Origin of the sequence: Aromatoleum evansii, from assembly GCF_045689615.1 — a bacterium.
Taxonomy (GTDB): domain Bacteria; phylum Pseudomonadota; class Gammaproteobacteria; order Burkholderiales; family Rhodocyclaceae; genus Aromatoleum; species Aromatoleum evansii.
Genome location: NZ_CP141259.1, coordinates 4,473,281 through 4,497,186 on the forward strand (window position 1 = coordinate 4,473,281; position 23,906 = coordinate 4,497,186).

The 23,906-nt window shown below is 66.6% G+C and carries 22 protein-coding genes and 1 tRNA gene; 8 read left to right on the forward strand and 15 right to left on the reverse strand.

Features of this window, described 5'->3' with window-relative positions:
• Positions 1-130: 130 nt before the first annotated feature.
• The 3 genes from U5817_RS20930 to U5817_RS20940 form a co-directional block, all read right to left on the reverse strand.
• Positions 131-796: a Bax inhibitor-1/YccA family protein gene (locus U5817_RS20930; protein WP_169126740.1), complete on the reverse strand. Its 666-nt coding sequence runs from the start codon at positions 794-796 to the stop codon at positions 131-133.
• A gap of 41 nt (positions 797-837) precedes the next feature.
• Positions 838-1,185 carry an HPF/RaiA family ribosome-associated protein gene (locus U5817_RS20935; RefSeq protein WP_169126742.1) on the reverse strand — a complete coding sequence of 116 codons (348 nt, stop codon included), beginning with the start codon at positions 1,183-1,185 and terminating at the stop codon, positions 838-840.
• A 318-nt stretch (positions 1,186-1,503) separates the two neighbouring features.
• Positions 1,504-1,588: transfer RNA gene (locus U5817_RS20940), tRNA-Leu, on the reverse strand.
• Positions 1,589-1,636: 48 nt separating this feature from the next.
• Here U5817_RS20940 and queA point away from each other — a divergent pair.
• The 6 genes from queA to U5817_RS20970 all read left to right on the forward strand — a co-directional run bounded on the left by queA (position 1,637) and on the right by U5817_RS20970 (position 7,890).
• Positions 1,637-2,674, forward strand: coding sequence for a tRNA preQ1(34) S-adenosylmethionine ribosyltransferase-isomerase QueA (gene queA, locus U5817_RS20945; RefSeq protein WP_169126744.1), 1,038 nt, complete (start codon positions 1,637-1,639; stop codon positions 2,672-2,674).
• Complete coding sequence (gene tgt / locus U5817_RS20950) at positions 2,664-3,776, forward strand: tRNA guanosine(34) transglycosylase Tgt (protein ID WP_169126746.1); 1,113 nt, start codon at positions 2,664-2,666, stop codon at positions 3,774-3,776. Before queA ends, tgt begins: the two co-directional genes overlap by 11 nt.
• 235 nt (positions 3,777-4,011) lie before the next feature.
• On the forward strand, positions 4,012-4,338 hold the full coding sequence (gene yajC / locus U5817_RS20955; protein ID WP_169126748.1) for a preprotein translocase subunit YajC: 327 nt from the start codon (positions 4,012-4,014) through the stop codon (positions 4,336-4,338).
• Between the two features lie 84 nt (positions 4,339-4,422).
• Positions 4,423-6,282, forward strand: coding sequence for a protein translocase subunit SecD (gene secD / locus U5817_RS20960; RefSeq protein ID WP_407278691.1), 1,860 nt, complete (start codon positions 4,423-4,425; stop codon positions 6,280-6,282).
• Positions 6,283-6,320: 38 nt separating this feature from the next.
• Positions 6,321-7,250: a protein translocase subunit SecF gene (gene secF, locus U5817_RS20965; protein ID WP_169126752.1), complete on the forward strand. Its 930-nt coding sequence runs from the start codon at positions 6,321-6,323 to the stop codon at positions 7,248-7,250.
• A 19-nt stretch (positions 7,251-7,269) separates the two neighbouring features.
• Positions 7,270-7,890, forward strand: a complete 621-nt coding sequence (locus U5817_RS20970; RefSeq protein ID WP_169126753.1) for a MarC family protein — start codon at positions 7,270-7,272, stop codon at positions 7,888-7,890.
• Between the two features lie 125 nt (positions 7,891-8,015).
• Here U5817_RS20970 and U5817_RS20975 read toward each other — a convergent pair whose 3' ends face one another.
• Both U5817_RS20975 and purB read right to left on the reverse strand, forming a co-directional pair.
• Positions 8,016-8,333 carry a DUF2322 family protein gene (locus U5817_RS20975; protein WP_407278692.1) on the reverse strand — a complete coding sequence of 106 codons (318 nt, stop codon included), beginning with the start codon at positions 8,331-8,333 and terminating at the stop codon, positions 8,016-8,018.
• 89 nt (positions 8,334-8,422) lie between these two features.
• Positions 8,423-9,790, reverse strand: coding sequence for an adenylosuccinate lyase (gene purB / locus U5817_RS20980; protein ID WP_169126755.1), 1,368 nt, complete (start codon positions 9,788-9,790; stop codon positions 8,423-8,425).
• Positions 9,791-9,898: 108 nt separating this feature from the next.
• On the opposite strand from purB, the gene apaG reads away from it, so the two are divergent.
• On the forward strand, positions 9,899-10,282 hold the full coding sequence (gene apaG, locus U5817_RS20985) for a Co2+/Mg2+ efflux protein ApaG (protein ID WP_169126756.1): 384 nt from the start codon (positions 9,899-9,901) through the stop codon (positions 10,280-10,282).
• 9 nt (positions 10,283-10,291) lie between these two features.
• Here apaG and U5817_RS20990 read toward each other — a convergent pair whose 3' ends face one another.
• The 4 genes from U5817_RS20990 to secA form a co-directional block, all read right to left on the reverse strand.
• Positions 10,292-11,857, reverse strand: a complete 1,566-nt coding sequence (locus U5817_RS20990) for a PAS domain S-box protein (protein ID WP_407278693.1) — start codon at positions 11,855-11,857, stop codon at positions 10,292-10,294.
• Positions 11,858-11,956: 99 nt separating this feature from the next.
• A complete protein-coding gene (gene argJ / locus U5817_RS20995) occupies positions 11,957-13,195 on the reverse strand; it encodes a bifunctional glutamate N-acetyltransferase/amino-acid acetyltransferase ArgJ (protein ID WP_169126758.1) in 1,239 nt (412 codons plus the stop codon).
• 84 nt (positions 13,196-13,279) lie between these two features.
• Positions 13,280-14,827: an HDOD domain-containing protein gene (locus U5817_RS21000; protein WP_407278694.1), complete on the reverse strand. Its 1,548-nt coding sequence runs from the start codon at positions 14,825-14,827 to the stop codon at positions 13,280-13,282.
• 92 nt (positions 14,828-14,919) lie between these two features.
• Positions 14,920-17,643, reverse strand: a complete 2,724-nt coding sequence (gene secA / locus U5817_RS21005; protein WP_407278695.1) for a preprotein translocase subunit SecA — start codon at positions 17,641-17,643, stop codon at positions 14,920-14,922.
• Between the two features lie 167 nt (positions 17,644-17,810).
• On the opposite strand from secA, the gene U5817_RS21010 reads away from it, so the two are divergent.
• Positions 17,811-18,245, forward strand: a complete 435-nt coding sequence (locus U5817_RS21010) for a DciA family protein (protein WP_169126769.1) — start codon at positions 17,811-17,813, stop codon at positions 18,243-18,245.
• 46 nt (positions 18,246-18,291) lie between these two features.
• Here the strand turns inward: U5817_RS21010 and U5817_RS21015 are convergent, their stop codons facing one another.
• The 6 genes from U5817_RS21015 to U5817_RS21040 form a co-directional block, all read right to left on the reverse strand.
• Entirely contained in the window at positions 18,292-18,480 is a 189-nt protein-coding gene (locus U5817_RS21015; protein ID WP_169126771.1) for a hypothetical protein, read from the reverse strand.
• Positions 18,481-18,490: 10 nt separating this feature from the next.
• The gene (gene lpxC / locus U5817_RS21020; RefSeq protein ID WP_407278696.1) at positions 18,491-19,411 is read right to left on the reverse strand and encodes a UDP-3-O-acyl-N-acetylglucosamine deacetylase; all 921 of its coding nucleotides are present in this window, start codon (positions 19,409-19,411) and stop codon (positions 18,491-18,493) included.
• Between the two features lie 205 nt (positions 19,412-19,616).
• Positions 19,617-20,756, reverse strand: coding sequence for a cell division protein FtsZ (gene ftsZ, locus U5817_RS21025; RefSeq protein WP_169126775.1), 1,140 nt, complete (start codon positions 20,754-20,756; stop codon positions 19,617-19,619).
• 145 nt (positions 20,757-20,901) lie between these two features.
• Positions 20,902-22,131 carry a cell division protein FtsA gene (gene ftsA, locus U5817_RS21030; RefSeq protein ID WP_169126777.1) on the reverse strand — a complete coding sequence of 410 codons (1,230 nt, stop codon included), beginning with the start codon at positions 22,129-22,131 and terminating at the stop codon, positions 20,902-20,904.
• Positions 22,128-22,976 (reverse strand): cell division protein FtsQ/DivIB, encoded by an 849-nt coding sequence (locus U5817_RS21035; RefSeq protein WP_407278697.1) that lies wholly within the window; start codon positions 22,974-22,976, stop codon positions 22,128-22,130. Before U5817_RS21035 ends, ftsA begins: the two co-directional genes overlap by 4 nt.
• Complete coding sequence (locus U5817_RS21040; protein WP_169126839.1) at positions 22,960-23,874, reverse strand: D-alanine--D-alanine ligase; 915 nt, start codon at positions 23,872-23,874, stop codon at positions 22,960-22,962. Before U5817_RS21040 ends, U5817_RS21035 begins: the two co-directional genes overlap by 17 nt.
• Between the last annotated feature and the right edge of the window lie 32 nt (positions 23,875-23,906).

The window sequence follows — 23,906 nt, forward strand, 5'->3', positions numbered from 1 at the left end:
CTTCAGCCGCGAAGGGGCCGCCCCACTTGCGACACCGCCGATTCGCGGCTGAAGCCGCTCCCACAAAAAAACGGGGCGACCCGCAGGCCGCCCCGTTCTCCTTGCCCGAGCCCTGCCTGGGCGCAAGGGATCAGTCGTCGTTCATCACCCCCAGCAGGTGCAGCAGGCTGGTGAAGAGGTTGTAGATCGACACATACAGCGTCACCGTCGCCATCACGTAGTTCGTTTCACCGCCGTGGATGATGTTGCTGGTCTCGTACAGGATCAGCCCCGACATCAGCAGCACGAACATCGCGGACACGGCCAGCGAGAGGCCCGGCATCTCGAAGAACACCGCGCCGAGGCCGGCGAGGAAAGCGACGAGGATGCCGACGGTCAGGAAGCCGCCCATGAACGAGAAGTCCTTGCGCGTCGTCACCGCATAGGCCGACAGGCCGAGGAAGATCGCCGCCGTGCCGCCCATCGCCTGCATCACGATCTGGTGACCGTTGGGCAGCGCCAGGTACTTCGACACGATCGGCCCCAGCGTGTAGCCCATGAAGCCGGTCAGCGCGAACACGAACAGCACGCCCAGGCCGCTGTCGCGGAACTTGGTCGTCAGGAACAGCAGGCCGAAGTAGCCCACCAGCGTGATGATCAGCCCCGGATGCGGCAGGCCGAGCGCCATCGAAAGCCCCGCGGTCGCGGCGGAGAACGCCAGCGTCATCGACAGGAGCATGTAGGTGTTGCGGATGACCCGATTGGTCGAGAGGACCGAGGCCTCCGAGCGGGTCATTGTTGCGATACGGTTTTCCATCGAGCGATTACCTCCTTTGTTCGAATTTTGAGTGAAATCCATCAGGCGCCGGCCGGCACCGCGTCGGGCAGGAAGTCACGCACGATGCGACGCTGGCGTTCGAGCCGGCGCGCCAGCACCTGCGATACGCGGTCGGCCGCGCGGTCGATCGCGGAACGTGCCTCGACTTCGGTGATCGCGAAGATCACGTCGGGCAGGTTGCGCAGGCGTAGTTGTACCACGCAACGCTTATCCACGCCGCCCCGCGGCCCATTCACGTCCGCCACCTTGATCCGCGCCCACTTGATCTGGTCGCGGAAGCGGCCGATTGCGAATTTCATCCGCCGTGCGACGTACTCGCGCAGACCGGCAGGGGGTTCGACACCGTTACATTGCAGATCGATTCGCATTGCACCATCTCCTTCGTGATGAGCCGGCATACCAGCCCGCAAATGAAGTATGGACACGCCACAGCTTCCGAAAAAGAAGATCCGAAATGAACGATGCTCAGTTTTTTTCGAACTTGAAATTATCCGCCCGGGCTGCCGAGGCTGCGCGGCCGCAATGTGGCGCGCAGGGAATGCGCTCGAAGAGATCCCGACGCAACTGCGCCGCACGGACGGGGTGGCGGATCGGAAGCTACGGGGAGGGGGCTCGCGGCGGACTTTGGCGACCGGCGAACTCTGCTAGAATCCGCGACCTTGCTGCGCTTTCCGCTGAAGAAAGACTGGTGCCGGGAGTGGGACTCGAACCCACACACCTTGCGGCGGCGGATTTTGAATCCGCTGCGTCTACCGATTCCGCCATCCCGGCACGGGAAGCGCCGCATTATCCATGAAAGCCCCAGCCAGCGGCAAGCGCATGTCACTTACTCTCGACGACTTCGACTACCTGCTCCCCCCCGAACAGATCGCCCAGGCGCCGCTTGCGGAACGCTGCGCGAGCCGCCTGCTCGTGCTCGCCGGCGATGACCTCGCCGACCGCGGCTTCTGCGACCTGCCATCGCTCGTCGAGCCCGGCGACCTGCTCGTCTTCAATGACACGCGCGTGATCCATGCGCGCCTCTACGGCGTCAAGGAGACCGGCGGCCAGATCGAAGTGCTGATCGAACGCGCGATCGGCCCGCACGAGGCGCTCGCCCAGGTGCGCTCGAGCAAGTCGCCGCGCGCCGGCGCGCGCCTGCGCCTGGCCGACGCCTTCGACGTCACGGTGCTCGGCCGCGCCGGGGAGTTCTTCCATCTGCGCTTCCCCGAGGACGAAGACCTCCACGAACTGCTGGAAAAGCACGGCAAGCTGCCCCTGCCCCCCTATATCGACCGCGCCGCGGACGACCACGACGAATCGCGCTACCAGACCGTCTATGCGCGCGAGCCCGGCTCGGTCGCGGCACCGACCGCCGGATTGCACTTCGACCAGCAGATGCTCGCCGATCTTGCGCGCCAGGGCGTGAACGGCGCCTGGGTCACCCTGCACGTCGGCGCCGGCACCTTCCAGCCGGTACGCGTGAACGACCTCGGCGAGCACCACATGCACCGGGAACGCTACGTGATCCCGCAGGAAACGGTCGATGCGATCGCGAGGACGAAGGCCGCCGGCAAGCGCGTCATCGCCGTCGGCACCACCAGCCTGCGCGCGCTCGAAGGCGCCGCACAGGACGGCGATCTCGGCCCCGGCGTGGGCGAGACCGAGCTTTTCATCCTGCCCGGCTACCGCTTCCGCGTCGCCGACGCCCTGATCACCAACTTCCACCTGCCGAAGTCGACGCTGCTGATGCTCGTGTCCGCCTTCGCCGGCATGGAGCCCATCCGTCGCGCCTACGCCCACGCGGTGCGCGAAGGCTACCGATTCTTCAGTTACGGGGATGCCATGTTCATCACCCGCCGCAACGATGCAATTTGACCTGATCACCCAGGATGGCGCCGCCCGCCGCGGCCGCCTCACCCTCGCCCACGGCGTCGTCGAGACGCCCGTCTTCATGCCGGTCGGCACCTACGGCACGGTCAAGGCGATGACGCCGGCCGCGCTCGACGACATCGGCGCGCAGATCTGCCTCGGCAACACCTTCCACCTATGGCTGCGTCCCGGCCTCGAAGTCGTGGCCGCACACGGCGGCCTGCACGGTTTCATGGGCTGGAACAAGCCCATCCTCACCGACTCGGGCGGCTTCCAGGTGTTCAGCCTGGGCGCACTGCGCAAGATCAGCGAGGAGGGCGTGAAGTTCGCCTCGCCGATCGACGGCGCGAAGCTGCTGCTCACGCCCGAGATCTCGATGCAGATCCAGCACACGCTGAACTCCGACATCGTGATGATCTTCGACGAATGCACGCCCTATCCCGCGACGCGCGACGAGGCGGCCAGGTCGATGCGCCTGTCGCAACGCTGGGCGCGGCGCTCGCGCGACGAGTTCGACCGCCTTGGCAACGCCAACGCGCTGTTCGGCATCGTGCAGGGCGGCATGTACGAGGACCTGCGCGACGAGTCGCTGGCCGCGCTCGAGGACATCGGCTTCCACGGCTACGCGATCGGCGGCCTGTCGGTCGGCGAGCCCAAGGAAGACATGGAGCGCATCCTCGCCCACACCGCCCCGCGCCTGCCGCAGCACAAGCCGCGCTACCTGATGGGCGTCGGCACCCCCGAGGACATCGTCGCGGGCGTCGCGGCCGGCATCGACATGTTCGACTGCGTGATGCCCACGCGCAACGCGAGAAACGGCTGGCTGTTCACGCGCTTCGGCGACATCAAGATCAAGAACGCCATCCACAAGCAGGACACCCGCCCGCTGGACCCCTCGTGCGACTGCTACACCTGCCGCAACTTCAGCCGCGCCTACCTGCACCACCTGCACCGTGCCGGCGAGATCCTCGGCAGCATGCTCAACACGATCCACAACCTGCGCTACTACCAGGTCCTCACGGCGGAGCTGCGCGCAGCGATCGCCGCGGGCGAATTCGACGCCTACCGCGGACGCTTCCGCAGCGAGCGCAGCACCGGCACGCAGTGACGGACCGGGCGCCCGCCTGCTTGCCCGCGGGTGGCAACTTCCCCGTGGGAGCGGCTTCAGCCGCGAATCGGCGGTATCGCACGCAGCGTGGCCCATTCGCGGCTGAAGCCGCTCCCGCACTAGACCGCGCCCGGCAGTTCGTGCGCTCGCGCTGCGCCCGCTTCCGCTTGCCACAGGCGCGCGAAGCCCTGCTGCTATAATCGACCGCTTTAAGCAACCACCCGGAGTCTCACCCGTGTTCATTTCCAACGCATACGCCCAGGCCGCGGCCGGCGGCGACCCCACCGGCGGCCTAATGGGCATGCTGCCGCTGATCCTGATGTTCATCGTCCTGTGGTTCCTGATGATCCGCCCGCAGATGAAGCGCGCGAAGGAACACAAGGCGATGGTTTCCGCGCTCGCGAAGGGTGACGAGGTCGTCACCCAGGGCGGCATCGCCGGCCGCGTGACCCAGGTCGGCGACAACTTCCTGCGCATCGAGGTCGCGGACAACGTCAATATCCTCGTGCAGAGCCAGGCCGTCGCCACCGTGCTGCCGAAGGGCACGCTGAAGACCCTCTGAGGTTCCTCGCGCGGGGCGTACCGGCCGCTTGCCCGCCCCGCGCAGCAATGACCTGCCGCATCCCCTTTCCAGCCCATCCAAGTCATGAACCGCTATCCGCTCTGGAAGAACATTCTCATCGGTCTGGTCCTGTTCTTCGGCCTGATCTACACCCTTCCCAACTTCTACGGTGAAGTGCCCGCAGTTCAGGTCTCCAGCGGCAAAGCCACCCTCAAGCTCGACGCGTCCCTCAACGGCACGATCGAGCAGGCGCTACGGGACGCGGGCATCGAGCACACCGGCCTGTTCAGCGACGCCAACAGCGTCCGCGTGCGCGTCGCCAGCACGGACGTCCAGCTGCGCGCGAAGGACGCCATCGAGAAGCGCCTTAACCCCGATCCGCGCGACCCCTCCTATGTCGTCGCGCTGAACCTCCTGTCCGCCTCGCCGAACTGGCTCACCTCGATCAATGCGCTGCCGATGTACCTCGGCCTCGACCTGCGCGGCGGCGTGCACTTCCTGCTCCAGGTCGACATGCCCGGCGCGATCACCAAGCGCCTCGACGCGACCGCCGCCGACCTGCGCACGCTGATGCGCGACAAGAACGTTCGCCACGCCGGCATCACACGCGAAGGCAACAACGTGCTGCTGCGCTTCCGCGACGCCGAGCAGCGCGAAGCCGCCCGCAAGGCGATCTCCGCCAGCACCGCGGACCTGCAGCTCACCGATCGCGACGACGCATCGGACGACCTGAAGCTGGTCGCGACCCTGGGCCAGAACGCGCAGAAGAACATCCGCGACTTCGCGATCAAGCAGAACATCACCACGCTGCACAACCGCATCAACGAGCTGGGCGTCGCCGAGCCGGTGATCCAGCAGCAGGGCCTCGACCGCATCGTCGTGCAGCTGCCCGGCGTGCAGGACGTCGCCAAGGCCAAGGACATCCTCGGCCGCACCGCAACCCTCGAAGTGCGCCTCGTCGACGAGACCCCGGGGGCGCTCGAAGGCGCCCTTGCCGGCAGCGTCCCGCTCGGCACCGAGCTCTACAACGAACGCGGCGGCTCGCCCATCCTGGTGCGCAACCAGGTCGTGCTCACCGGCGACCGTCTCACCGACGCCCAGCCCGGTTTCGACGGCCAGACCAACGAGCCCGCCGTGCACCTCACGCTGGACGCCGCCGGCAGCCGCATCTTCCGCGACGTCACGCGCGAGAACGTGGGCAAGCGCATGGCCATCCTGCTGATCGAGAAGGGCAAGGGCGAGGTCGTGACCGCGCCGGTGATCCGCACCGAGATCGGCGGCGGGCGCGTGCAGATCTCGGGCCGCATGACGACCCAGGAAGCGAGCGACGTCGCGCTGCTGCTGCGCGCCGGCAGCCTCGCCGCCCCGATGGAGATCATCGAGGAACGCACCGTCGGCCCCAGCCTCGGTGCCGAGAACATCGCCAAGGGCTTCCACTCGACGCTGTGGGGCTTCGTCGCGATCGCGATCTTCATGAGCGTGTATTACATGCTGTTCGGCCTGGTGTCGGTGATCGCGCTCGCCGCCAACCTGCTCCTGCTCGTCGCCCTGCTGTCGCTGCTGCAGGCGACGTTGACGCTGCCCGGCATCGCGGCGATGGCGCTGACCCTGGGCATGGCGATCGACGCGAACGTGCTGATCAACGAACGCATCCGCGAGGAACTGCGCAACGGCGTCTCGCCGCAGGCGGCCATCCACGCCGGCTACGAGCGCGCCTTCGACACGATTCTCGACTCCAACATCACGACGCTCATCGCCGGCATCGCGCTGCTGGTGTTCGGCTCCGGGCCGGTGCGCGGGTTCGCGGTGGTGCATTGCCTGGGCATCCTGACCTCGATGTTCAGCGCGATCCTGATCTCGCGCATGCTGGTGAACCTCCTCTACGGCCGCCGCCGCAAGCTCGAATCGGTATCCATCGGGCAGATCTGGAAGCCGGGCAACTGACCGCCGCGCACGCACAAGGCTGAATAGAAGGCTGAATCATGGAATTCTTCCGCATCAAGAAAGACATCCCGTTCATGCGCCATGCGCTGACGTTCAACATCATCTCGTTGATCACGTTCGTGCTGGCGGTGTTCTTCCTCGCGACGCGCGGCCTGCACCTGTCGGTGGAATTCACCGGCGGCACGCTGGTTGAGGTTGCCTACGCCGAAGCGCCGCAACTGGAGCCGATCCGCAGCGCGCTCGCCACCAGCGGCTACCCGGACGCGCAGGTGCAGAACTTCGGCAGTTCGCGCGACGTGCTGATCCGCCTGCCGAACCGCGAGGATCTCGACACCACCAAGGTGTCCGAGCGCACGATGGCGACGCTGCAGGCCGTGGGCGGCGCCCCCGAGTTGCGGCGCGTCGAATTCGTCGGCCCGCAGGTCGGCAAGGAGCTCGCGTCCGATGGCGCGATGGCGCTGCTGCTGGTGATCTTCGGTATCGTGGTGTACCTCGCGATGCGCTTCGAGTGGCGCTTCGCGGTGTCCGCAATCATCGCCAACCTGCACGACGTCGTGATCATCCTGGGCTTCTTCGCCTTCTTCCAGTGGGAATTCTCGCTGCCGGTGCTGGCAGCGGTGCTAGCGGTGCTCGGCTACTCGGTCAACGAGTCGGTCGTCGTCTTCGACCGCGTGCGCGAGACCTTCAAGAAGAAGCGCGGCATGACCACGCCGGAAGTGCTCGACCACGCCATCACGTCGACGATCTCGCGTACCGTCATCACCCACGGCAGCACGCAGATGATGGTGCTGGCGATGCTGCTGTTCGGCGGCGAGACCCTGCACTACTTCGCGATGGCGCTGACCATCGGCATCCTGTTCGGCATCTATTCCTCGGTGCTGGTCGCCGCCCCGCTGGTGATGTGGCTGGGCGTCTCGCGCGAGCAGTTCATCAAGCCCAAGAAGGAAAAGGAAGAGGCGGTCGTCTGACCTCTTCCCCTGCCCGGCGATGAACGAGTTCCTGCAGGCCTTCGTCAGCCTTCTGGCGATCACGAACCCGATCATCGCCGCACCGATGTTCCTCGGCATCGTCGCCGGCATGTCCGTCGCCGCACGACGCCGCGCGGCCGGCCAGGCGGCGATGGCCGTGCTGGCCATCCTCGCCGGGGCTGCCATCGGCGGCCGCTACATCCTCGAACTCTTCGGCATCTCGCTCGACGCCTTCCGCACCGCAGGTGGGCTCGTCATCATCCTCGTCGGCCTCGACATGCTGCGCGGCAGCCCGAGCGGCATCCAGCGCGACGAGGCTTCGCCCGAGGACGCCGAGGACCGCATCGTCGTGCCCTTCGCGATGCCGCTGGTCGCAGGCCCGGGCGCGATCACGACCGCGATCACGTTGTCGGTCGCCTACCCGTCCCGCCTCTACCTGCCGGTCGTCGCGCTGCTCGCGTCGGTCGCCACCGCGGCTGTGCTGTGGGCGACGCTGCGCCTCGCGCTCGTGCGCCAGCGTCTGGCCACGCCGCGCGTCGAGCGCATCTTCACCCGCTTCATGGGCCTGATCCTGGTCGCCATCGGTTTCCAGATCGGCATGCTGGGCATCCGCGATTTCTTCGGCCTGGGCGGCGCCTGAACGAGACGGGGAAACAACCCCCGTCCGCCCTGAGCCCTTCGACCAGCGCAGGACAGGCCTGTCGGGGGGGGGCGTCTGCCGGGCTTCGCGAGGCTCCGCCCGAACTGCAGTGGCTTAGCGACGATTCACACCGCGAACACCTGCTTCACGCGCAGCGCCTCGCCGCGCTCGATGACCCCGATCAGCCGGTCGATGTTCGGATGCTTGCCCGGATTCAGGCGTGCGTCGTCGGTGTGCTCCGCATACAGTTCCAGCCCCTTCTTCGCCGCTTCGCCGTTGATCGAGCCATAGAGCTGGGCAAGGTGGTTGTACACCGCCAGGGAGCCTGCCTGCCCCGGCTTGTTCTCGATGGTGGCAACGGTCGCGCCCTCGGCATCGAGAAGATTGAGGGCTGCGAGGTGCGATATCTTGGGCAGTTGCTTGAGATTGTCGGCAAACGCCATTCCTGTTTCCTTTCCAGTATTGCAATGGAAACGCCACCCGCAGGTGGCGTTCGTTGTCGCAGTCCGTGCCGGCCGCGGCCGGCCGGCGCTCAGATGCGCTTCGCGAGTTCGGCAGCCTTGCCGACGTAGCTCGCGGGGGTCATGTCGAGCAGGCGCTGGCGGTCCGCCTCGGGAATCGCCAGGGTACGAACGAAATCCTGCAGCGCCTCGCGCGTGATGCCCTTGCCGCGGGTCATCGCCTTCAGCTGCTCGTACGGGTTCTCGATGCCGAAGCGCCGCATCACCGTCTGCACCGGCTCGGCGAGCACTTCCCACGCGCCGTCGAGATCGGCCGCGAGGCGTGCCGGATCGGCTTCCAGCTTGTTCAGTCCGCGCAGGCAGGAATCGAGCGCCAGCACCGTGTGGCCGAAGCCGACGCCCATGTTGCGCAGCACGGTCGAATCGGTGAGGTCGCGCTGCATGCGCGACACCGGCAGCTTTTCGGTGAAGTGGCGCAGCACGCCGTTGGCGATTCCGAGGTTGCCCTCCGCGTTCTCGAAGTCGATCGGATTGACCTTGTGCGGCATCGTCGACGAGCCGACCTCGCCCTCCTTGAGCTTCTGCTTGAAGTAGCCGAAGGAGATGTACATCCAGATGTCGCGGCACGCGTCGATGAGGATCGTGTTGGTGCGCGCGATGGCATCGAAGAGCTCGGCCATCGCGTCGTGCGGTTCGATCTGAATGGTGTAGTGGTTGAACTCCAGACCCAGCGATTCGATGAAGCGGCGGTTGAAACCTTCCCAGTCGAAGGCCGGCCAGGCCGACAGGTGCGCGTTGTAGTTGCCGACCGCGCCATTGAACTTGGCCGTCAGCGACACCGCGGCGATGGCGGCGCGCGCACGCAACAGGCGTGCGGCGATGTTGGCCATCTCCTTGCCCAGCGTGGTCGGGCTGGCCGGCTGTCCGTGCGTGCGCGAGAGCATCGGCAGGTCGGCGAGCAGGTGCGCGAGTTCGCGGAAGCGCGCGATCACCTTGTCGAGCACGGGCAGCAGCACCGCGTCGCGGCCTTCGCGCAGCATCAGCGCGTGCGAGGTGTTGTTGATGTCTTCCGAGGTGCAGGCGAAGTGGATGAACTCGGACACCTTGGTGACTTCGGCGTTGTGGCCCAGACGCTCCTTGAGCCAGTATTCCATCGCCTTCACGTCATGGTTGGTGGTCGCCTCGATGGCCTTCACCGCGGCGCTGTCAGCCGGCGAAAACTTCGCGACGACACCATCGAGTTCCGCCACCGTCGCGGCCGAGAACGGCGCGATCTCCGCCAGCCCCGGCTCGCCCGCCAGGGCCTTGAGCCATTCGATCTCCACGCGCACGCGATTGCGGATCAGACCATGCTCGGAGAAGTGCTCGCGCAGAGCTGCGACCTTTTCGTGGTAACGGCCGTCGAGCGGGGAAAGAGCGGTCAGGGGCGAAACGGACATGGCGGTATTTCCGGACAAAAGTGCTATTTTAACCTCCTGCGCCGCCTTCGCGTGTTCCACGGTCCCGAACGTGCCCCGGACGACGGCGCCCACCAGAGAGACCCGTCAATGAGCGAATCGGAAAAATACCGTATCAAGGTGACCGCGGTGGCGGAATACGTCCCCGGCCAGTCCGCGCCGGAAGAAGACCGCTACGTGTTCGCCTACCACATCACGATCACCAACGTAGGCACGGTCGGCGCACAACTCCTGAGCCGCCACTGGATCATCACCGACGGCGCCGGCAAGGTGCAGGAAGTGCGCGGCCAGGGCGTGATCGGCGAACAGCCGGCGCTAGCCCCCGGAGAGCAGTTCAGCTATTCGAGCGGCTCGGTTCTGGAAACCCCGGTCGGGACGATGCAGGGCAGCTACCAGATGGTGGCTGCGGACGGGCACCGCTTCGACGCCGAGATTCCGACCTTCGTGCTTGCGATGCCGCGCGTGCTGCACTGAGGCACGCCGCTACGCGGCAGCGCCCTCCTGGAGCAGCCGCACCGGCAGGACGACCTGCACCGCGGTGCCCTTGCCGGGCTCCGATTCCACGCGGACATGACCATCGTAGAGGTGGGTCATGGTGTGCACGACCGCCAGCCCCATGCCGGTGCCTTGCCCGACATCCTTGGTCGTGAAGAAGGGTTCGAACAGTTTTTCGCGGTGCTCGGGCGCAATGCCGACGCCGACGTCGGTGACCGTGATCGCGACAAAATCGCCACGGAACTCGTGGCCACAGGAGTCGCAACGCTGCACGCCGGCGAAGGACTCGCGGCGGGCCGTCAGCCGGATGGTGCCGATGCCCGCGATCGCGTCGCGCGCATTGATCAGCAGATTCATCATGATCTGATGAAGATGCGCCGGATCGACGGACAGGCGCGGCAGGCCGGCATCGAGATCGGCAACCACCGCGAGCGTGTCGGGAAGCGTCGCGCGCAGCAGGCCGACGGCCTCGCGACCGATCGCGGCGAGCTCGGCGCTACCCGGCTGCACCGCGCCGCCGCGGCGGAAGCTGAGCAGCTGCTGGATCAATTCGCGCGCGCGCTGGCCGGCCGCGCGGATCTCCTCGATGTACTTCACCACGCGTGCCTGGCCGCCTTCCTGCTTGAGCTGTGTGGCCGCAAGCTGCGAATAGCCGAGGATCGCGGCGAGCACGTTGTTGAAGTCGTGCGCGATGCCGCCGGCCAGCGTGGCGACGAGCTCCATGCGCTCGAGGCGCGCAACGCGTTCGAACAATTCGTGCCGCCGGCGCTCGTCTTCGCGCAGCTGGGTGATGTCTTCCTTCAGCGCAACGAAATGCCGCACTTCACCGCTCTCGTCGCGCACCGGCGACACGGAAACCGCCTCGCGGATGAGCCGGCCGTCGCGACTGCGATTGGACATCTCGCCACGCCAGGTCTCGCCGGCGAGAATCGTGCGCCACAGACCCGCGTATTCCTCCTCGGTCGTTTCGCCGGACTTGAAGATGCTCGGGCGCGCGCCGATCAGCTCCGCTTCGGAGTAACCGTAGGCCCGGCAGCAGGCGGGATTCACGTATTCGATACGCCCGTCGCCGTCGGTGATGATGACCGAGCAGCCTGACTGCGCGATCGCTTCGGCAAGCGTCCGGTTGCGCGCCTCGCTCGCCCGCAGCGCGTCTTCCGCACGCTTGATCGGCGTGATGTCGGCAAAGCTGGTGATCACCGACGCGATCCGCCCCGCCGCGTCGGCAATCGGCTGGCTATTGACCTGGATCCACACCGGGTCCTGTCCCGGATGGGCAATCCCCATTACGACGCCACGCTGCGGCAGGCCGGTGCGCAGCGTGACCATCGCCGGATGCTGCTCCGGCGGACAGGGAGAACCATCCTCGTACAGGAAGTCGACCGGCAGGTTCTCGGGGGTATGCCCTTCGAGCTCGGCGGCGGACAGGCCGTAGATCTGCTGCGCCGTGCGATTGCACGCGGTGATGCGGCCTGCGCCGTCGCGCACGACCACCCCTTCGAGCATGATGTCGAACAGGGGCGAGAGGTCTTCCTGACCCCGCGATTCGCGCATTGACTGCTGATAGTCTGCCATCTTGATCCGGGTCGAGCCGCTCTCCGGATTATACGTACAGCATAGCAATGCAGCCAGTGCGCGATTTGCGGCCGAACATCAGCTGCGGTAGTCGGCGTTGATCTTCACGTAGTCGTAGGAAAAATCGCAGGTCCACACCGTGGCGCGCTCGAGGCCGCGCCCGAGATCGACGCGTACGGTGATCTCCGCTTCCTTCATCACCCGCGCTCCCGCTTCCTCGCGGTACGTCGCCGCCCGACCGCCGTCCTCGGCGACCAACACCTCCTCGCTGGCGCTGGCGAGCCATACGCGCAGTCCGCTCACGTCCAGGTCGTCGATGCCGGCATAACCGATCGCGGCGAGGATGCGCCCGAGGTTGGGGTCGGAGGCGAAGAAGGCGGTCTTGACCAGCGGCGAGTGGCCGATCGCATAGGCGACCTTGCGGCATTCCGCACGGTCCTTGCCGCCTTCGACGGCGATCGTCATGAACTTGGTGGCCCCTTCGCCGTCGCGCACGATCGCCTGGGCGAGCCGGATCGACACGTCGACGATCGCTTCGCGCAGCACGCGGAAGTCCTCGCCCAGGGGGTCGTTGATCTCGGCGTTACCGGCCTTGCCGGTCGCGATGATGATGAAGGAGTCGTTGGTCGAGGTGTCGCCGTCGACGGTGATGCTGTTGAACGACAGGTCCGCCGCCTCACGCGCAAGCGCGTCCAGCAGCGACTGCGAGATCGCCGCGTCGCAGGCGAGGAAGCCGAGCATCGTCGCCATGTTCGGCTTGATCATGCCCGCCCCCTTGCTGATACCGGTCAGCGTGACCGTGCGCCCCGCGATCGTCACCTGGCGCGACACAGCCTTGGCGATGGTGTCGGTCGTCATGATCGCATGCGCGGCGTCGAACCATCCATCGGCACGCAGATCGGCCTGCGCGGCGGGAAGCCCGGCCACCAGGCGATCGACCGGCAGCGGCTCGAGAATCACGCCGGTCGAGAACGGCAGCACCTGCTCGGCAGCGATGCCGAGCAGCCCGGCCACGGCGGCGCAGGTGGCTCTCGCGTTCGCCAGCCCCTCTTCGCCCGTCCCCGCGTTCGCGACGCCGGTATTGATGACGAGCGCACGCATGTCGCCGCCCGGCAGGTGATCCTTGCATACCTGCACCGGCGCGGCGCAGAAGCGGTTGAGCGTGAACACCCCCGCCACACGGCTGCCAGGGGCCACTTCGATGAGGGTCAGGTCGCGACGGTTCTGCTTGCGGATCGCGGCTTCGGCAACCCCGAGGCGGACGCCTGCGACCGGGCGCAGTTCAGCGGCAACCGGGGTCGAGAGGTTAACGGGCATGACGGGTCTCCATCGGGCACAGGCGGCGGGTACCGCCCTTGGTTAATCGGATGTCGGCAAGCTCATCGGCAGCGAGGCCACGCATCATCCGTTCTGGCGGGACGACGAGGCTGCCGTGACGGCGAGCGAGACTTGCTGCGCAAACAGCTGGAAAGCTTCGAAACGTTCGTCATCGACCCCTTCCGCGGCGTGGGTGCGGTCGGCATAGAAGAGGCCGATCGGGCGACCCTGCGCGAGGATGGGCGCGATGCAGGCGTTGGCGGCATCGGCCACCTGCTGCAGGCGATCGAGGCGGATCCCGGGCGGCGTCTGGCCGGGGCCGAAGCGCATCGCGCGCGGGTTGCGGAAGAATTCGTTGAACAGATCGCCGGGGGTGCCGTCGAGCGAGAAGATGAACGCCTGCCGCAATCCCTCTGCACTGCCACCGAGCGCCGTCTTGCCGATGAGTTGCAGCCGGTTCGGCGACAACAGCGCGAACAGCACGCGGTCGAAGCCCACGCCGCGATAGATCCCTTCGAGAACGAGTTGCAGGATTTCGTTGAGGTTCGCACCCGCTGCGATGCGGCCGGAGATCTCGCGCAGGATCCTGAGCTGGAGATGGGGGTCGGGCTCCATCGCGAGGATTTCGACCACCTCGGGCTCGACGGGCTCCACGACTCCTGCAGCGGGCGTCGGTCGCGGAATCAGCTCGCCCACTTCGGCAGCACCGAAATATCCGGCGATGCGTGCCGCCTCGACACTATTCGCGGCAAGCTCCTCGCGCATCGCCTCGGACGAAAGTCCGGCAAAGGTCGCCAGGCCGCGAACGATTTTTTCAAGGCCCGGGCTGTCCCACCCGTTCTCGACTTCTGCCGCAAAGCGGTGGGCAAAGTGGATGGCCTGCTCGGGCACGCTTGCGCGAGTGCTGCCATCGAGCACGGACTGAAGCAGCGGACCGAGCTTCCACTCGCGCGCCAGCCCCTGCGAGAGCTGGCGCAAGCGAAAGCCGAGCACGCTCATCTGCGCCTCGTCGTCGGACTGCCCGGCGGCGAGAGCCTCGTCCAGCCGCTGTGCGAGCTTGCCGCCGAAGCACCAGAACGCCATCTCGCCAACCCGGGACAGCAGCGCGGCGATGAAGACTTCTTCGCTGCGTCCGTCACGTCGCAGCGCGGCCAGAGCGCGCGCCTGAACCGCCGCATGGAACACGCGCGCCATCTCGGTCACGACACGCTGCCGGATGCCGCCGGTCAACAGGGCATCGATCACGCGGATCGCAACCGCGATCTCGGCGACGGCATTGAAGCCGAGCACGACAATGGCGCGGCTGATGGTGCTCACCGCCTGGCGCGAAGGGTTGTACAAGACGCTGTTGGCGAGCTTGAGCACCTTTGCGGTCATTGCCGCGTCCTGCAGGATGGCCTGGGCGAGCTTGCCTGTCGGGGATTTTTCATCCTCGGTGACGGAATGGATCAAGGCCACCGTCGCACCGAGGGCGGGCATCTCCTGGTCGCGGATGAAAGCGACCCACTCCCCGAGTCCGCGCGGCTCGCGCTCCGACGGCGCGGCGGCATCGGCCGGAACGCCGAGTTGCAGCTCGGGAAACAGCACGGACTCGCCGGGGCGCCTGCCCTTGGGATCAGCCGGCCCGGTCATGCGCGAAAACGCTCCACGCAAAGCCAAGAACGGCCCGCGCGGGGCCGTTCAGGGATGCGGCGGAAAAGGGTCGTCGGGCCGCCCATCCTGCCTCAGCTCAGCTTGCCGTGGCAGTGCTTGTACTTCTTGCCGGAGCCGCAGGGGCAGGGATCGTTGCGCCCGACCTTCGGTGCTTGCGCAACGGCAGTGCCGCCCTCCTGCGCCTGCGCGCCGGCGCCAAGCGCCTCGTCGTAGTCGGCGTGGTGATACTGGACGTTGTCCAGCTCGGGCGGACGCTCTGCCTCCTCAAGCTGCGACTCGGTGCGGACCTGTACCGTCATCAGCAGCTTGGAGACTTCGCTGCGCACGGACTCGAGCAGGCCTTCGAAAAGCTCGAAGGCCTCGCGCTTGTATTCCTGCTTCGGGTTCTTCTGCGCGTAGCCGCGCAGATGGATGCCCTGCCGCAGATGGTCGAGCGCTGCCAGGTGCTCGCGCCAGTGCGTGTCGAGGCTCTGCAGCATCACGTCGCGCTCGAACTTGTGCCACGCCCCCGCGTCAACCTGCGCGATCTTCGCTGCGTAGGCCTCGTCGGCCGCGCCGAGGATGCGCTTGAGGATGGTCTCGTCGTCGAGATTCGACTCCGCCTTCAGCCACTCGCCCACCGGGAGGCGGAGCTGGAATTCCGCCGCGAGGGCCTGCTCCAGCGCGGGAATGTCCCACTGCTCCTCGACGCTGTCGACCGGCACGTAGATGCGGAAGGCGTCGTGCAGCACGCCCTGGCGCATGGCGTGGATGGTGTCGGAGATGTCCTCGCTCTCGAGCAGCTCGTTGCGCTGCTGGTAGATCACCTTGCGCTGGTCGTTGGCGACGTCGTCGTATTCGAGCAGCTGCTTGCGGATGTCGAAGTTGCGCTGCTCGACCTTGCGCTGGGCCGACTCGAGCGAGCGGGTCACCATCGCATGCTCGATCGCCTCGCCCTCGGGCATCTTCAGCCGCACCATGATCGCGTTCAGGCGTTCGCCGGCGAAGATCTTCATCAGCGGATCCTCGAGCGACAGGTAGAAGCGCGAGCTGCCCGGGTCGCCCTGGCGACCGGCGCGACCGCGCAGCTGATTGTCGATGCGGCGCGATTCGTGCCGCTCGGTGCCGACGATGTGCAGGCCGCCGGCCGCGAGCACCTGCTCGTGCAGCTTCTGCCATTCCTCGCGCATCGCGGCGATGCGGGCGTCCTTCTGCTCCTGCGGCAGCGCATCGTCGTCGCGGATCGCCGCAAGCTGGCGCTCGATGCTGCCCCCGAGCACGATATCGGTACCGCGGCCGGCCATGTTCGTTGCGATCGTGATGACACCGGGGCGGCCCGCCTGCGCGACGATCTCCGCCTCATGTTCGTGCTGCTTCGCGTTGAGCAGCTGATGCGGCAGCTTCTCGCGCTGCAGGAGTCCGGAGAGGAATTCGTTGATCTCGATCGAGGTCGTGCCGACAAGCACCGGCTGGCCGCGCCCGACGCACTCGCGGATGTCGGCGATCACCGCGTCCCACTTTTCCTTCGCGGTGCGGTACACCTTGTCGTTGTCGTCGCGACGCTGCATCGGCCGGTTGGTCGGCACCACCACCGTTTCCAGGCCGTAGATCTGGTGGAACTCGTAGGCTTCGGTGTCGGCCGTGCCGGTCATGCCGGCGAGCTTGCCGTACATGCGGAAGTAGTTCTGGAAGGTGATCGAGGCGAGCGTCTGGTTCTCGGCCTGGATGCGCACGCCTTCCTTGGCCTCGACCGCCTGGTGCAGGCCCTCGGACCAGCGGCGGCCGGCCATCAGGCGGCCGGTGAATTCATCGACGATCACCACCTCGTTGTTCTGCACGACGTAGTGCTGATCTTTGAAGTACAGCGCGTGCGCGCGCAACGCCGCATAGAGGTGATGCACGAGCAGGATGTTGCCCGGGTCGTACAGGCTCGACCCCTCCGGCAACAGTCCCATGCGGGTAAGGATCTGCTCGGCGTTCTCATGGCCCTGCTCGGTGAGGAGCACCTGGCGCGCCTTGAGGTCCAGCGTGTAGTCGCCGGGCTTGGTGACTTCCTCGCCCTCGCCTTCCTGCTGGGTGAGCACGGGGGCCACCTGGTTGAGCTTGAGATACAGCTCGGTGTGGTCCTCGGCCTGGCCAGAGATGATCAGCGGCGTGCGCGCCTCGTCGATGAGGATGGAGTCCACCTCGTCGACGATCGCGAAATTGAGCCCGCGCTGCACGCGCTCGCTGGTGGAGTACACCATGTTGTCGCGCAGGTAGTCGAAGCCGAACTCGTTGTTCGTACCGTAGGTGATGTCGGCGCCGTAGGCGGCCTGCTTTTCCTCGTGCGCCATGCGCGACAGGTTGCAGCCCGTGGTCAGCCCGAGGAAGCCGTAGATGCGTCCCATCCAGTCCGCGTCGCGGCTGGCGAGGTAGTCGTTGACGGTCACGACGTGCACGCCCTTGCCGGTCAGCGCGTTGAGGTAGGCTGGCAAGGTGGCGACCAGCGTCTTGCCTTCGCCGGTGCGCATCTCGGAGATCTTGCCGTTGTGCAGCACCATGCCGCCGATCAGCTGGACGTCGAAGTGGCGCATGCCATGGACGCGTTTCGCAGCTTCGCGCACAACCGCGAAGGCTTCCGGCAGCAGGCTGTCCAGGCTTTCGCCGTTCGCGACGCGCTGCCTGAATTCGTCCGTCTTGGCCCGCAGGGCCTCGTCCGTCAGGGCCGAGATCGTCGGCTCCAGGGCATTGATGGTGCGTACCGTCTGGGAATACTGGCGGATGAGGCGGTCGTTGCGACTACCGAAAATTTTCTTGAGCAGGCCGGAAATCATGTGGGTATCTGGTGGGACCGATTCGGCAAAGGGGGAAGTTTAGCATGCCGACCGCAAGCCCCCGCAGGGGAAGCGGCGACCGGCCGCCCGAGCAGGCGGGAACAGCGCGCTTGCGGCCCGGGCACGCGCGACCTAACATCGGGTAGCACTCCGACTACGGCATCACCATGACCCAGCTCATCCAGCGCTTCCTGGGCACCGGCGACGCGCTCGCTCGCCTGAAGGACCATGCGGCGCGCCTGATGCGCCTGCAGGCCCTGCTCCAGCAGCACCTCCCGCCCGCGCTCTCGGCGGCCTGTTCGGTCGCCAACCTGAAGGGCGACACGCTGGTGCTGCTCGCCAATGGCGGTGCCGCGGCCGCGCGCCTGAAGCAGATCGCGCCGTCGCTGGTCGAGCAGTTCGCGGCGGCGGGGCTGCCGATCAAGACAGTGCAGGTGAAGGTGAAGGTGCTGGAGACACGCGAGGAAAGGCGCCCGCCGCCGCATCGCACGATCTCGGAAGGCGGCAGCCGCAGCATCGAGGACTTTTCGGCCACGCTGCCGCCCGATTCGCCGCTGCGCGAGTCGCTCGAGCGCCTGGTGCGGCGAAGCCGCCGCGACTGATTTCCGGGCGCACGATCACGCGTCCGCTGCTGCGGACGGGCGACGGCTACACGATCGGGACGAACACGCGTTCGAGCGCGAACAGCGCGAGGAACACGAACAGCACGACGATGCCCGCCCGGAAGCAGTTCCACGCCCACAGGCGGTACTTGGGATTGCCGGTGAGCAGCCACGCGACGAGCGACCCGCCGATGCCGATCACCGAAAGCATGGCGAACAGGCGGATCAGCAGCATCGCAGCGTGCTCAGGCGGCGAGCGAAAGTTCGAACTGGTGGCTGACCGCTGCCGGCGTCGCGGCGTCCTGCTCGAAGGTCACGATCTCCCAGGCACTGCTGTCTTCCAGCAGCACGCGCAGCACCTGGTTGTTCAGCGCGTGGCCGGCCTTGTGCGCGGAATAGCGGGCAAGCAGCGGATGGCCGCACAGGTAGAGGTCGCCAATCGCATCCAGGACCTTGTGCTTGACGAACTCATCGACGTAGCGCAAGCCCTCGGCATTGAGGACGCGGTATTCGTCCATCACGATCGCGTTGTCCAGGCTGCCGCCCAGCGCGAGGCCATTCGCGCGCATGAACTCCACGTCCTGCATGAAGCCGAAGGTGCGCGCGCGGGCGACGTCGCGGACGTAGGAATGCTCGGCAAAGTCGATGCTCACCTGCGTCGAGGTCTTGTCGATCGCGGGGTGGTTGAACACGATGGAGAAATCCAGCCGGAAGCCGTCGTAGGGCTCGAGGCGCACCCACTTGTCGTCCTCGCGGTACTCGACGGCCTTCTTCACGCGCAGGAAACGCTTGGGCGCCTGCTGTTCCTCGATACCCGCGGACTGCAGCAGGAACACGAAGGGACCCGCACTGCCGTCGAGGATGGGGATTTCGGGGGCATCGACGTCGACGTGCAGGTTGTCGATGCCAAGGCCGGCAAGGGCCGACATGAGGTGTTCGACGGTACCGACCTTCGCCCCGTCACGCTCGAGACCCGAGCACATGCGCGTATCGCACACCGAATACGGATCGGCCGGAAAATCCACGACCGGATCGAGATCGACGCGATGGAAGACGATGCCCGTATCGGGCACAGCCGGACGCAGCACCAGCTGGACCTTGCGTCCGCCGTGCAGGCCGACGCCGGTGGCCTTGATGAGCGATTTGAGGGTGCGCTGCCTGATCATGGTTAAATTCCCGTTACACGACAGCAGTTTAGCACGCACAACCACGGTCACGCGGCAAGTTTGGTTGCAACGCAACATGCAACACTGCGTTGCTGCAGGTCGCGATCACCCCCTGCGCTGCCCGCGGAAACGGAAACGGGCGCGTGCCGCAGACCGGAGGCGACGATCCGCAGCACGCGCCCGTTATGGGCGGAGCCGTTTATGCTCAGTCGGCCTGCTTGCGCAGGAAGGCCGGGATGTCGTACGTCCCCATGCCGTTGGCACTCATCGCCTCGACCTGCGTGCGACGATTGGTGCGGATGACCGCCGGCACGTCCAGATTGGTCAGGTCGATGCCGCCGACCGACGGGCCGTAGGTGCCGGTGCCCTGCACGACCTGCATCACCGGCTGGCGCGCGGCGCGCGGCACGCCGAGGCCGGTGGCGACGACGGTCACGCGGACGCAGTCTTCCATCGACTCGTCGAACACGGTGCCGTACTTGACGAAGGCCTCCGGTGCAGCGAAGGCCTGGACGGTCTTCACGGCATCGCGCACTTCGGACATCTTCAGCGAGCGGCTGGCGGTGATGTTGATCAGCACGCAGCGTGCGCCGGACAGTTCGGTGCCCTCGAGCAGCGGGCTCACGGCGGCCTGCTCGGCGGCGATACGGGCACGGTCCATGCCGGAGGCTTCGGCGGACCCCATCATCGCGCGGCCCATCTCGCCCATGGCGGTGCGCACGTCCTGGAAATCGACGTTCACGAGGCCGGGCACATTGATGATCTCGGCGATGCCGCCGACGGCGCTGCGCAGCACGTTATCGGCCGAGCGGAAGCAGTCCTCGAAGCCGGCGTCGTCGCCGTACACTTCGAGCAGCTTGTCGTTGAGGACGATGATCAGCGAGTCGACGTAACGGGTCAGCTCCTCGACGCCGCTTTCGGCAACGCGCAGGCGGTTCTCGAAGTCGAAGGGCTTGGTCACCACCGCGACGGTCAGGATGCCCATCTCCTTGGCGATCTCGGCCACGACCGGCGCCGCGCCGGTGCCGGTGCCGCCGCCCATGCCGCCGGTGATGAAGCACATGTGGGCGCCATCGAGCGCCGCGGCGATCGCGTCGCGCGAATCCTGCGCGGCCGCGCGGCCGGCTTCAGGCTTGGAACCCGCCCCCAGGCCCGAGCTGCCCAGCTGGATCTTGTTCGGGGCGAGGCAGCGATTGAGCGCCTGCGCATCGGTGTTGGCGACGATGAATTCGACGCCCTGCACCCCCTCCCTGATCATGTGGTCGACGGCATTGCCGCCGGCGCCGCCGACACCGATCACCTTGATGATCGTGCCGGTCTGCTCCTTCTCAACGATTTCAAACATTTGCCTCGCCTCCAGAAAAACAACCCCGATATGCACCGAGCTGCCGCCAAACCTACATCTAGTAATAAATCAAAAGTTTACAACTAAATAAGGGAATCAGATCAACAACTCATTCAATTTGGCTGAAAAAATCCACGCCGTTACGTCAAAAATTCTTTTCGAACCACGCCTTCATGCGTCCGAACACCTGTTTCACGCTGCGCGTCTCGCGCGCGAGCATGCCGCGACGGCGCTGGGCGTGGCCTTCCATGACCAGGCCCATCGCCGTGGCATAGCGCGGGTGACACACGACATCCGCCAGACCGCCCGAATATTGGGGTGCGCCGACGCGCACCGGCATGTGGAACACCTCCTCGCCGAGCTCGACCATGCCGAGCATCACGGACGAGCCGCCGGTCAGCACGATGCCCGAGGAGAGCAGCTCCTCGTAGCCGCTGCGGCGCAGCTCGGCCTGCACGAGCTCGAACAGTTCCGACACGCGCGGCTCGATCACGTCCGCCAGGCGCTGGCGTGACAGGGGGCGCGGCGGGCGGTCACCGACGCCGGGCACTTCGATCATCTCCTCGGGGTCGGCCAGCGTGTGCATGGCGACGCCGTGGCGGATCTTGATCTCCTCCGCTTCGGAGGTCGGCGTGCGCAGCGCCATCGCGATGTCGTTGGTGATCTGGTCGCCCGCGACCGGCAGCACCGCGGTATGGCGGATCGCGCCGTGCGTGAACACCGCGATGTCGGTGGTGCCGCCGCCGATGTCGACCAGGCACACACCGAGTTCCTTCTCGTCCTCCGTCAGCACGGCGTAGCTCGATGCGAGCGGCTGCAGGATCAGGTCCATGACCTCGAGGCCGCAACGGCGCACGCACTTGATGACGTTCTGGGCCGCGGACACGGCGCCGGTGACGATGTGCACCTTGACCTCGAGCTTGACGCCGCTCATGCCGATCGGCTCGCGCACGCCGCCCTGCCCGTCGATGATGAATTCCTGGGTGAGCGTGTGCAGGATCTGCTGCTCGGCCGGCACCGGCATCGCGCGGGCGACCTCGATCACGCGCTCGACATCGAGCGGGGTGACCTCCTTGTCCTTGATCGCGACCATGCCGTTGGAGTTGAAGCTCTTGATGTGGCTGCCGGCGATCCCGGTATAGACGTCGCGGATCTTGCAGTCCGCCATCAGCTCGACTTCCTGGATCACGCGCGAGATCGCATCGACGGTGGCCTCGATATTCACCACCACTCCGCGCTTCAGTCCGCTGGCCGGTTGCGTGCCGACGCCGACGACGTTCAGGCGTCCGTCGGGACGCACCTCCGCGACCATGCACGTGACCTTGGCGGTACCGATGTCCAGCCCGACGATCAGGTCCTTGTATTCCTTGCTCATTTCTTGCCTTTCGCTGCCTTGAAGTCCCCCACCGGGGTGAGGGCGAATCCGCTCGGGTAGCGGAGATCCGCTACCGCCACCTGCACACCAACCTTTTCCTGCGCCTGCGGCCAACCGCTCACGAAGCGCGCGAGGCGCTCGCCGATGGGCGCCTTCTCCTGGTCGCGCCCGAGCATGATCACCATGCCGTCATCGAGCTTGAGCTGCCAGGCTTCGCGCGCGGAGAGCGCGAGGCCGACGAGCCGGCGGCCGAGGGGTTCGAGCGCCTCGCTGAATTCGCGATGCTTGGCCTGGATGTATGCGGCCGACCCCTGCGGTCCGGAGAAGGACGGCATATCGGCGTTGCTCGCCGCGACGAACACTTCGCCGTGGCGATTCACGAGTTGCGAGTCGCCGCTCTCGGAGACCGTCCAGTAGGCGGCCGCCTGATGCTCCTCGAGGCGCAGTTCCAGCACGTCGGGCCATCGGCGCCGCACTTCGGCACGGCGCACCCAGGGCAGCTTCTCGAAGGTCTCGCGCACGCCCTCGAGATCCACCGAGAAGAAATTGCCGCGGATCGCGCTGCGGGCCACGTATTCGAGCTGCTCCGTGGTCACCTGCGCGGGCGGCGTCAGCACGACCACTTCGCGCAGCGGAAAGAGCGGGCGCGACAGGAACCACGCGACGAAGGCGTAACCGAACGCCACCGCCGCGAACAGCATCAGCACGTCCGAGAACAGGTTCAGCAAGGCCGGCCGGTGCCACACGCCCTCGCGCTCATGCGCGCGACCGGGCATCCGGCTGGTGCCGGAAAGCCCGCGTGCGGCAAGCGGAGAGCGCAGGCGGAAGTCAGCCAAGGCGGGCATCCTCCAGGATCGCGAGGCACAGCTGGGTGAAGTCCATGCCGGCGACGCGCGCCGCCATCGGCACCAGCGAGTGTCCGGTCATGCCCGGACTGGTGTTCATTTCCAGCAGGTAGGGTCGCCCGTCCTCGGTCAGGATCAGGTCGGCGCGCCCCCAGCCGCGGCAGCCGAGCACCTGCGCGCTCTTCATGATCAGGGCCTGCAGGGCCTGCTCCTGTTCAGCGGGCAGCCCGCAGGGGCACAGGTAGCGCGTGTCGTCGGTGAAGTACTTGTGCTGGTAGTCGTAGTTGCCGCCGGGCGCCTCGATGCGGATCAGCGGCAGGGCCCGGTCGTGCAGGAAGGGGGCGGTCAGCTCGGCGCCGGAGATGAACTCCTCGGCGATGACGAGATCGTCGAAGCGCGCGGCGAGCTCCCATGCGGTCTTCAGCTGGCCCGCCTCGGTGACCTTGGTTGCCCCCATGCTGGAGCCTTCATGCACCGGTTTGACGAAGATCGGCAGGCCGAGATCGGCGACGACCGCATCCCAGTCGGTGTCTGCGTTGAGGATCGCGTAGCGCGGGGTCGGCAGGCCGCACGCGGCCCACACCATCTTCGTGCGCCACTTGTCCATGGCCAGCGCCGACGCCATCACTCCGCTGCCGGTATACGGAATCTTCAGCAGTTCCAGCATGCCCTGGACGGTGCCGTCCTCGCCGCCGCGCCCATGCAGCGTGATGAAGGCGCGATCGAAGCCCTGCTCCTTGAGGATGTGCAGGTCGAGCTCGGCGGGGTCGAAGCCATGGGCGTCCACGCCCGCGGCCCGCAGGGCGGCAAGCACGGCGCCGCCTGACATCAGCGAGACTTCCCGTTCGGCCGAGGTGCCCCCCAGGAGCACGGCGACCTTGCCGAATTTCGCACGCATGGCCGGATCGACCACGACCTTGTCCGTCACTT

What these genes read in the sequence shown, in the direction of transcription:
- U5817_RS20930 (WP_169126740.1), bottom strand. Translation starts at nt 796, where the DNA reads ATGGAAAACCGTATCGCAACAATGACCCGCTCGGAGGCCTCGGTCCTC.
- U5817_RS20935 (WP_169126742.1), bottom strand. Translation starts at nt 1,185, where the DNA reads ATGCGAATCGATCTGCAATGTAACGGTGTCGAACCCCCTGCCGGTCTG.
- queA (WP_169126744.1), top strand. Translation starts at nt 1,637, where the DNA reads ATGTCACTTACTCTCGACGACTTCGACTACCTGCTCCCCCCCGAACAG.
- tgt (WP_169126746.1), top strand. Translation starts at nt 2,664, where the DNA reads ATGCAATTTGACCTGATCACCCAGGATGGCGCCGCCCGCCGCGGCCGC.
- secD (WP_407278691.1), top strand. Translation starts at nt 4,423, where the DNA reads ATGAACCGCTATCCGCTCTGGAAGAACATTCTCATCGGTCTGGTCCTG.
- secF (WP_169126752.1), top strand. Translation starts at nt 6,321, where the DNA reads ATGGAATTCTTCCGCATCAAGAAAGACATCCCGTTCATGCGCCATGCG.
- U5817_RS20970 (WP_169126753.1), top strand. Translation starts at nt 7,270, where the DNA reads ATGAACGAGTTCCTGCAGGCCTTCGTCAGCCTTCTGGCGATCACGAAC.
- U5817_RS20975 (WP_407278692.1), bottom strand. Translation starts at nt 8,333, where the DNA reads ATGGCGTTTGCCGACAATCTCAAGCAACTGCCCAAGATATCGCACCTC.
- purB (WP_169126755.1), bottom strand. Translation starts at nt 9,790, where the DNA reads ATGTCCGTTTCGCCCCTGACCGCTCTTTCCCCGCTCGACGGCCGTTAC.
- apaG (WP_169126756.1), top strand. Translation starts at nt 9,899, where the DNA reads ATGAGCGAATCGGAAAAATACCGTATCAAGGTGACCGCGGTGGCGGAA.
- U5817_RS20990 (WP_407278693.1), bottom strand. Translation starts at nt 11,857, where the DNA reads ATGCGCGAATCGCGGGGTCAGGAAGACCTCTCGCCCCTGTTCGACATC.
- argJ (WP_169126758.1), bottom strand. Translation starts at nt 13,195, where the DNA reads ATGCCCGTTAACCTCTCGACCCCGGTTGCCGCTGAACTGCGCCCGGTC.
- U5817_RS21000 (WP_407278694.1), bottom strand. Translation starts at nt 14,827, where the DNA reads ATGACCGGGCCGGCTGATCCCAAGGGCAGGCGCCCCGGCGAGTCCGTG.
- secA (WP_407278695.1), bottom strand. Translation starts at nt 17,643, where the DNA reads ATGATTTCCGGCCTGCTCAAGAAAATTTTCGGTAGTCGCAACGACCGC.
- U5817_RS21010 (WP_169126769.1), top strand. Translation starts at nt 17,811, where the DNA reads ATGACCCAGCTCATCCAGCGCTTCCTGGGCACCGGCGACGCGCTCGCT.
- U5817_RS21015 (WP_169126771.1), bottom strand. Translation starts at nt 18,480, where the DNA reads ATGCTGCTGATCCGCCTGTTCGCCATGCTTTCGGTGATCGGCATCGGC.
- lpxC (WP_407278696.1), bottom strand. Translation starts at nt 19,411, where the DNA reads ATGATCAGGCAGCGCACCCTCAAATCGCTCATCAAGGCCACCGGCGTC.
- ftsZ (WP_169126775.1), bottom strand. Translation starts at nt 20,756, where the DNA reads ATGTTTGAAATCGTTGAGAAGGAGCAGACCGGCACGATCATCAAGGTG.
- ftsA (WP_169126777.1), bottom strand. Translation starts at nt 22,131, where the DNA reads ATGAGCAAGGAATACAAGGACCTGATCGTCGGGCTGGACATCGGTACC.
- U5817_RS21035 (WP_407278697.1), bottom strand. Translation starts at nt 22,976, where the DNA reads ATGCCCGCCTTGGCTGACTTCCGCCTGCGCTCTCCGCTTGCCGCACGC.
- U5817_RS21040 (WP_169126839.1), bottom strand. Translation starts at nt 23,874, where the DNA reads ATGCGTGCGAAATTCGGCAAGGTCGCCGTGCTCCTGGGGGGCACCTCG.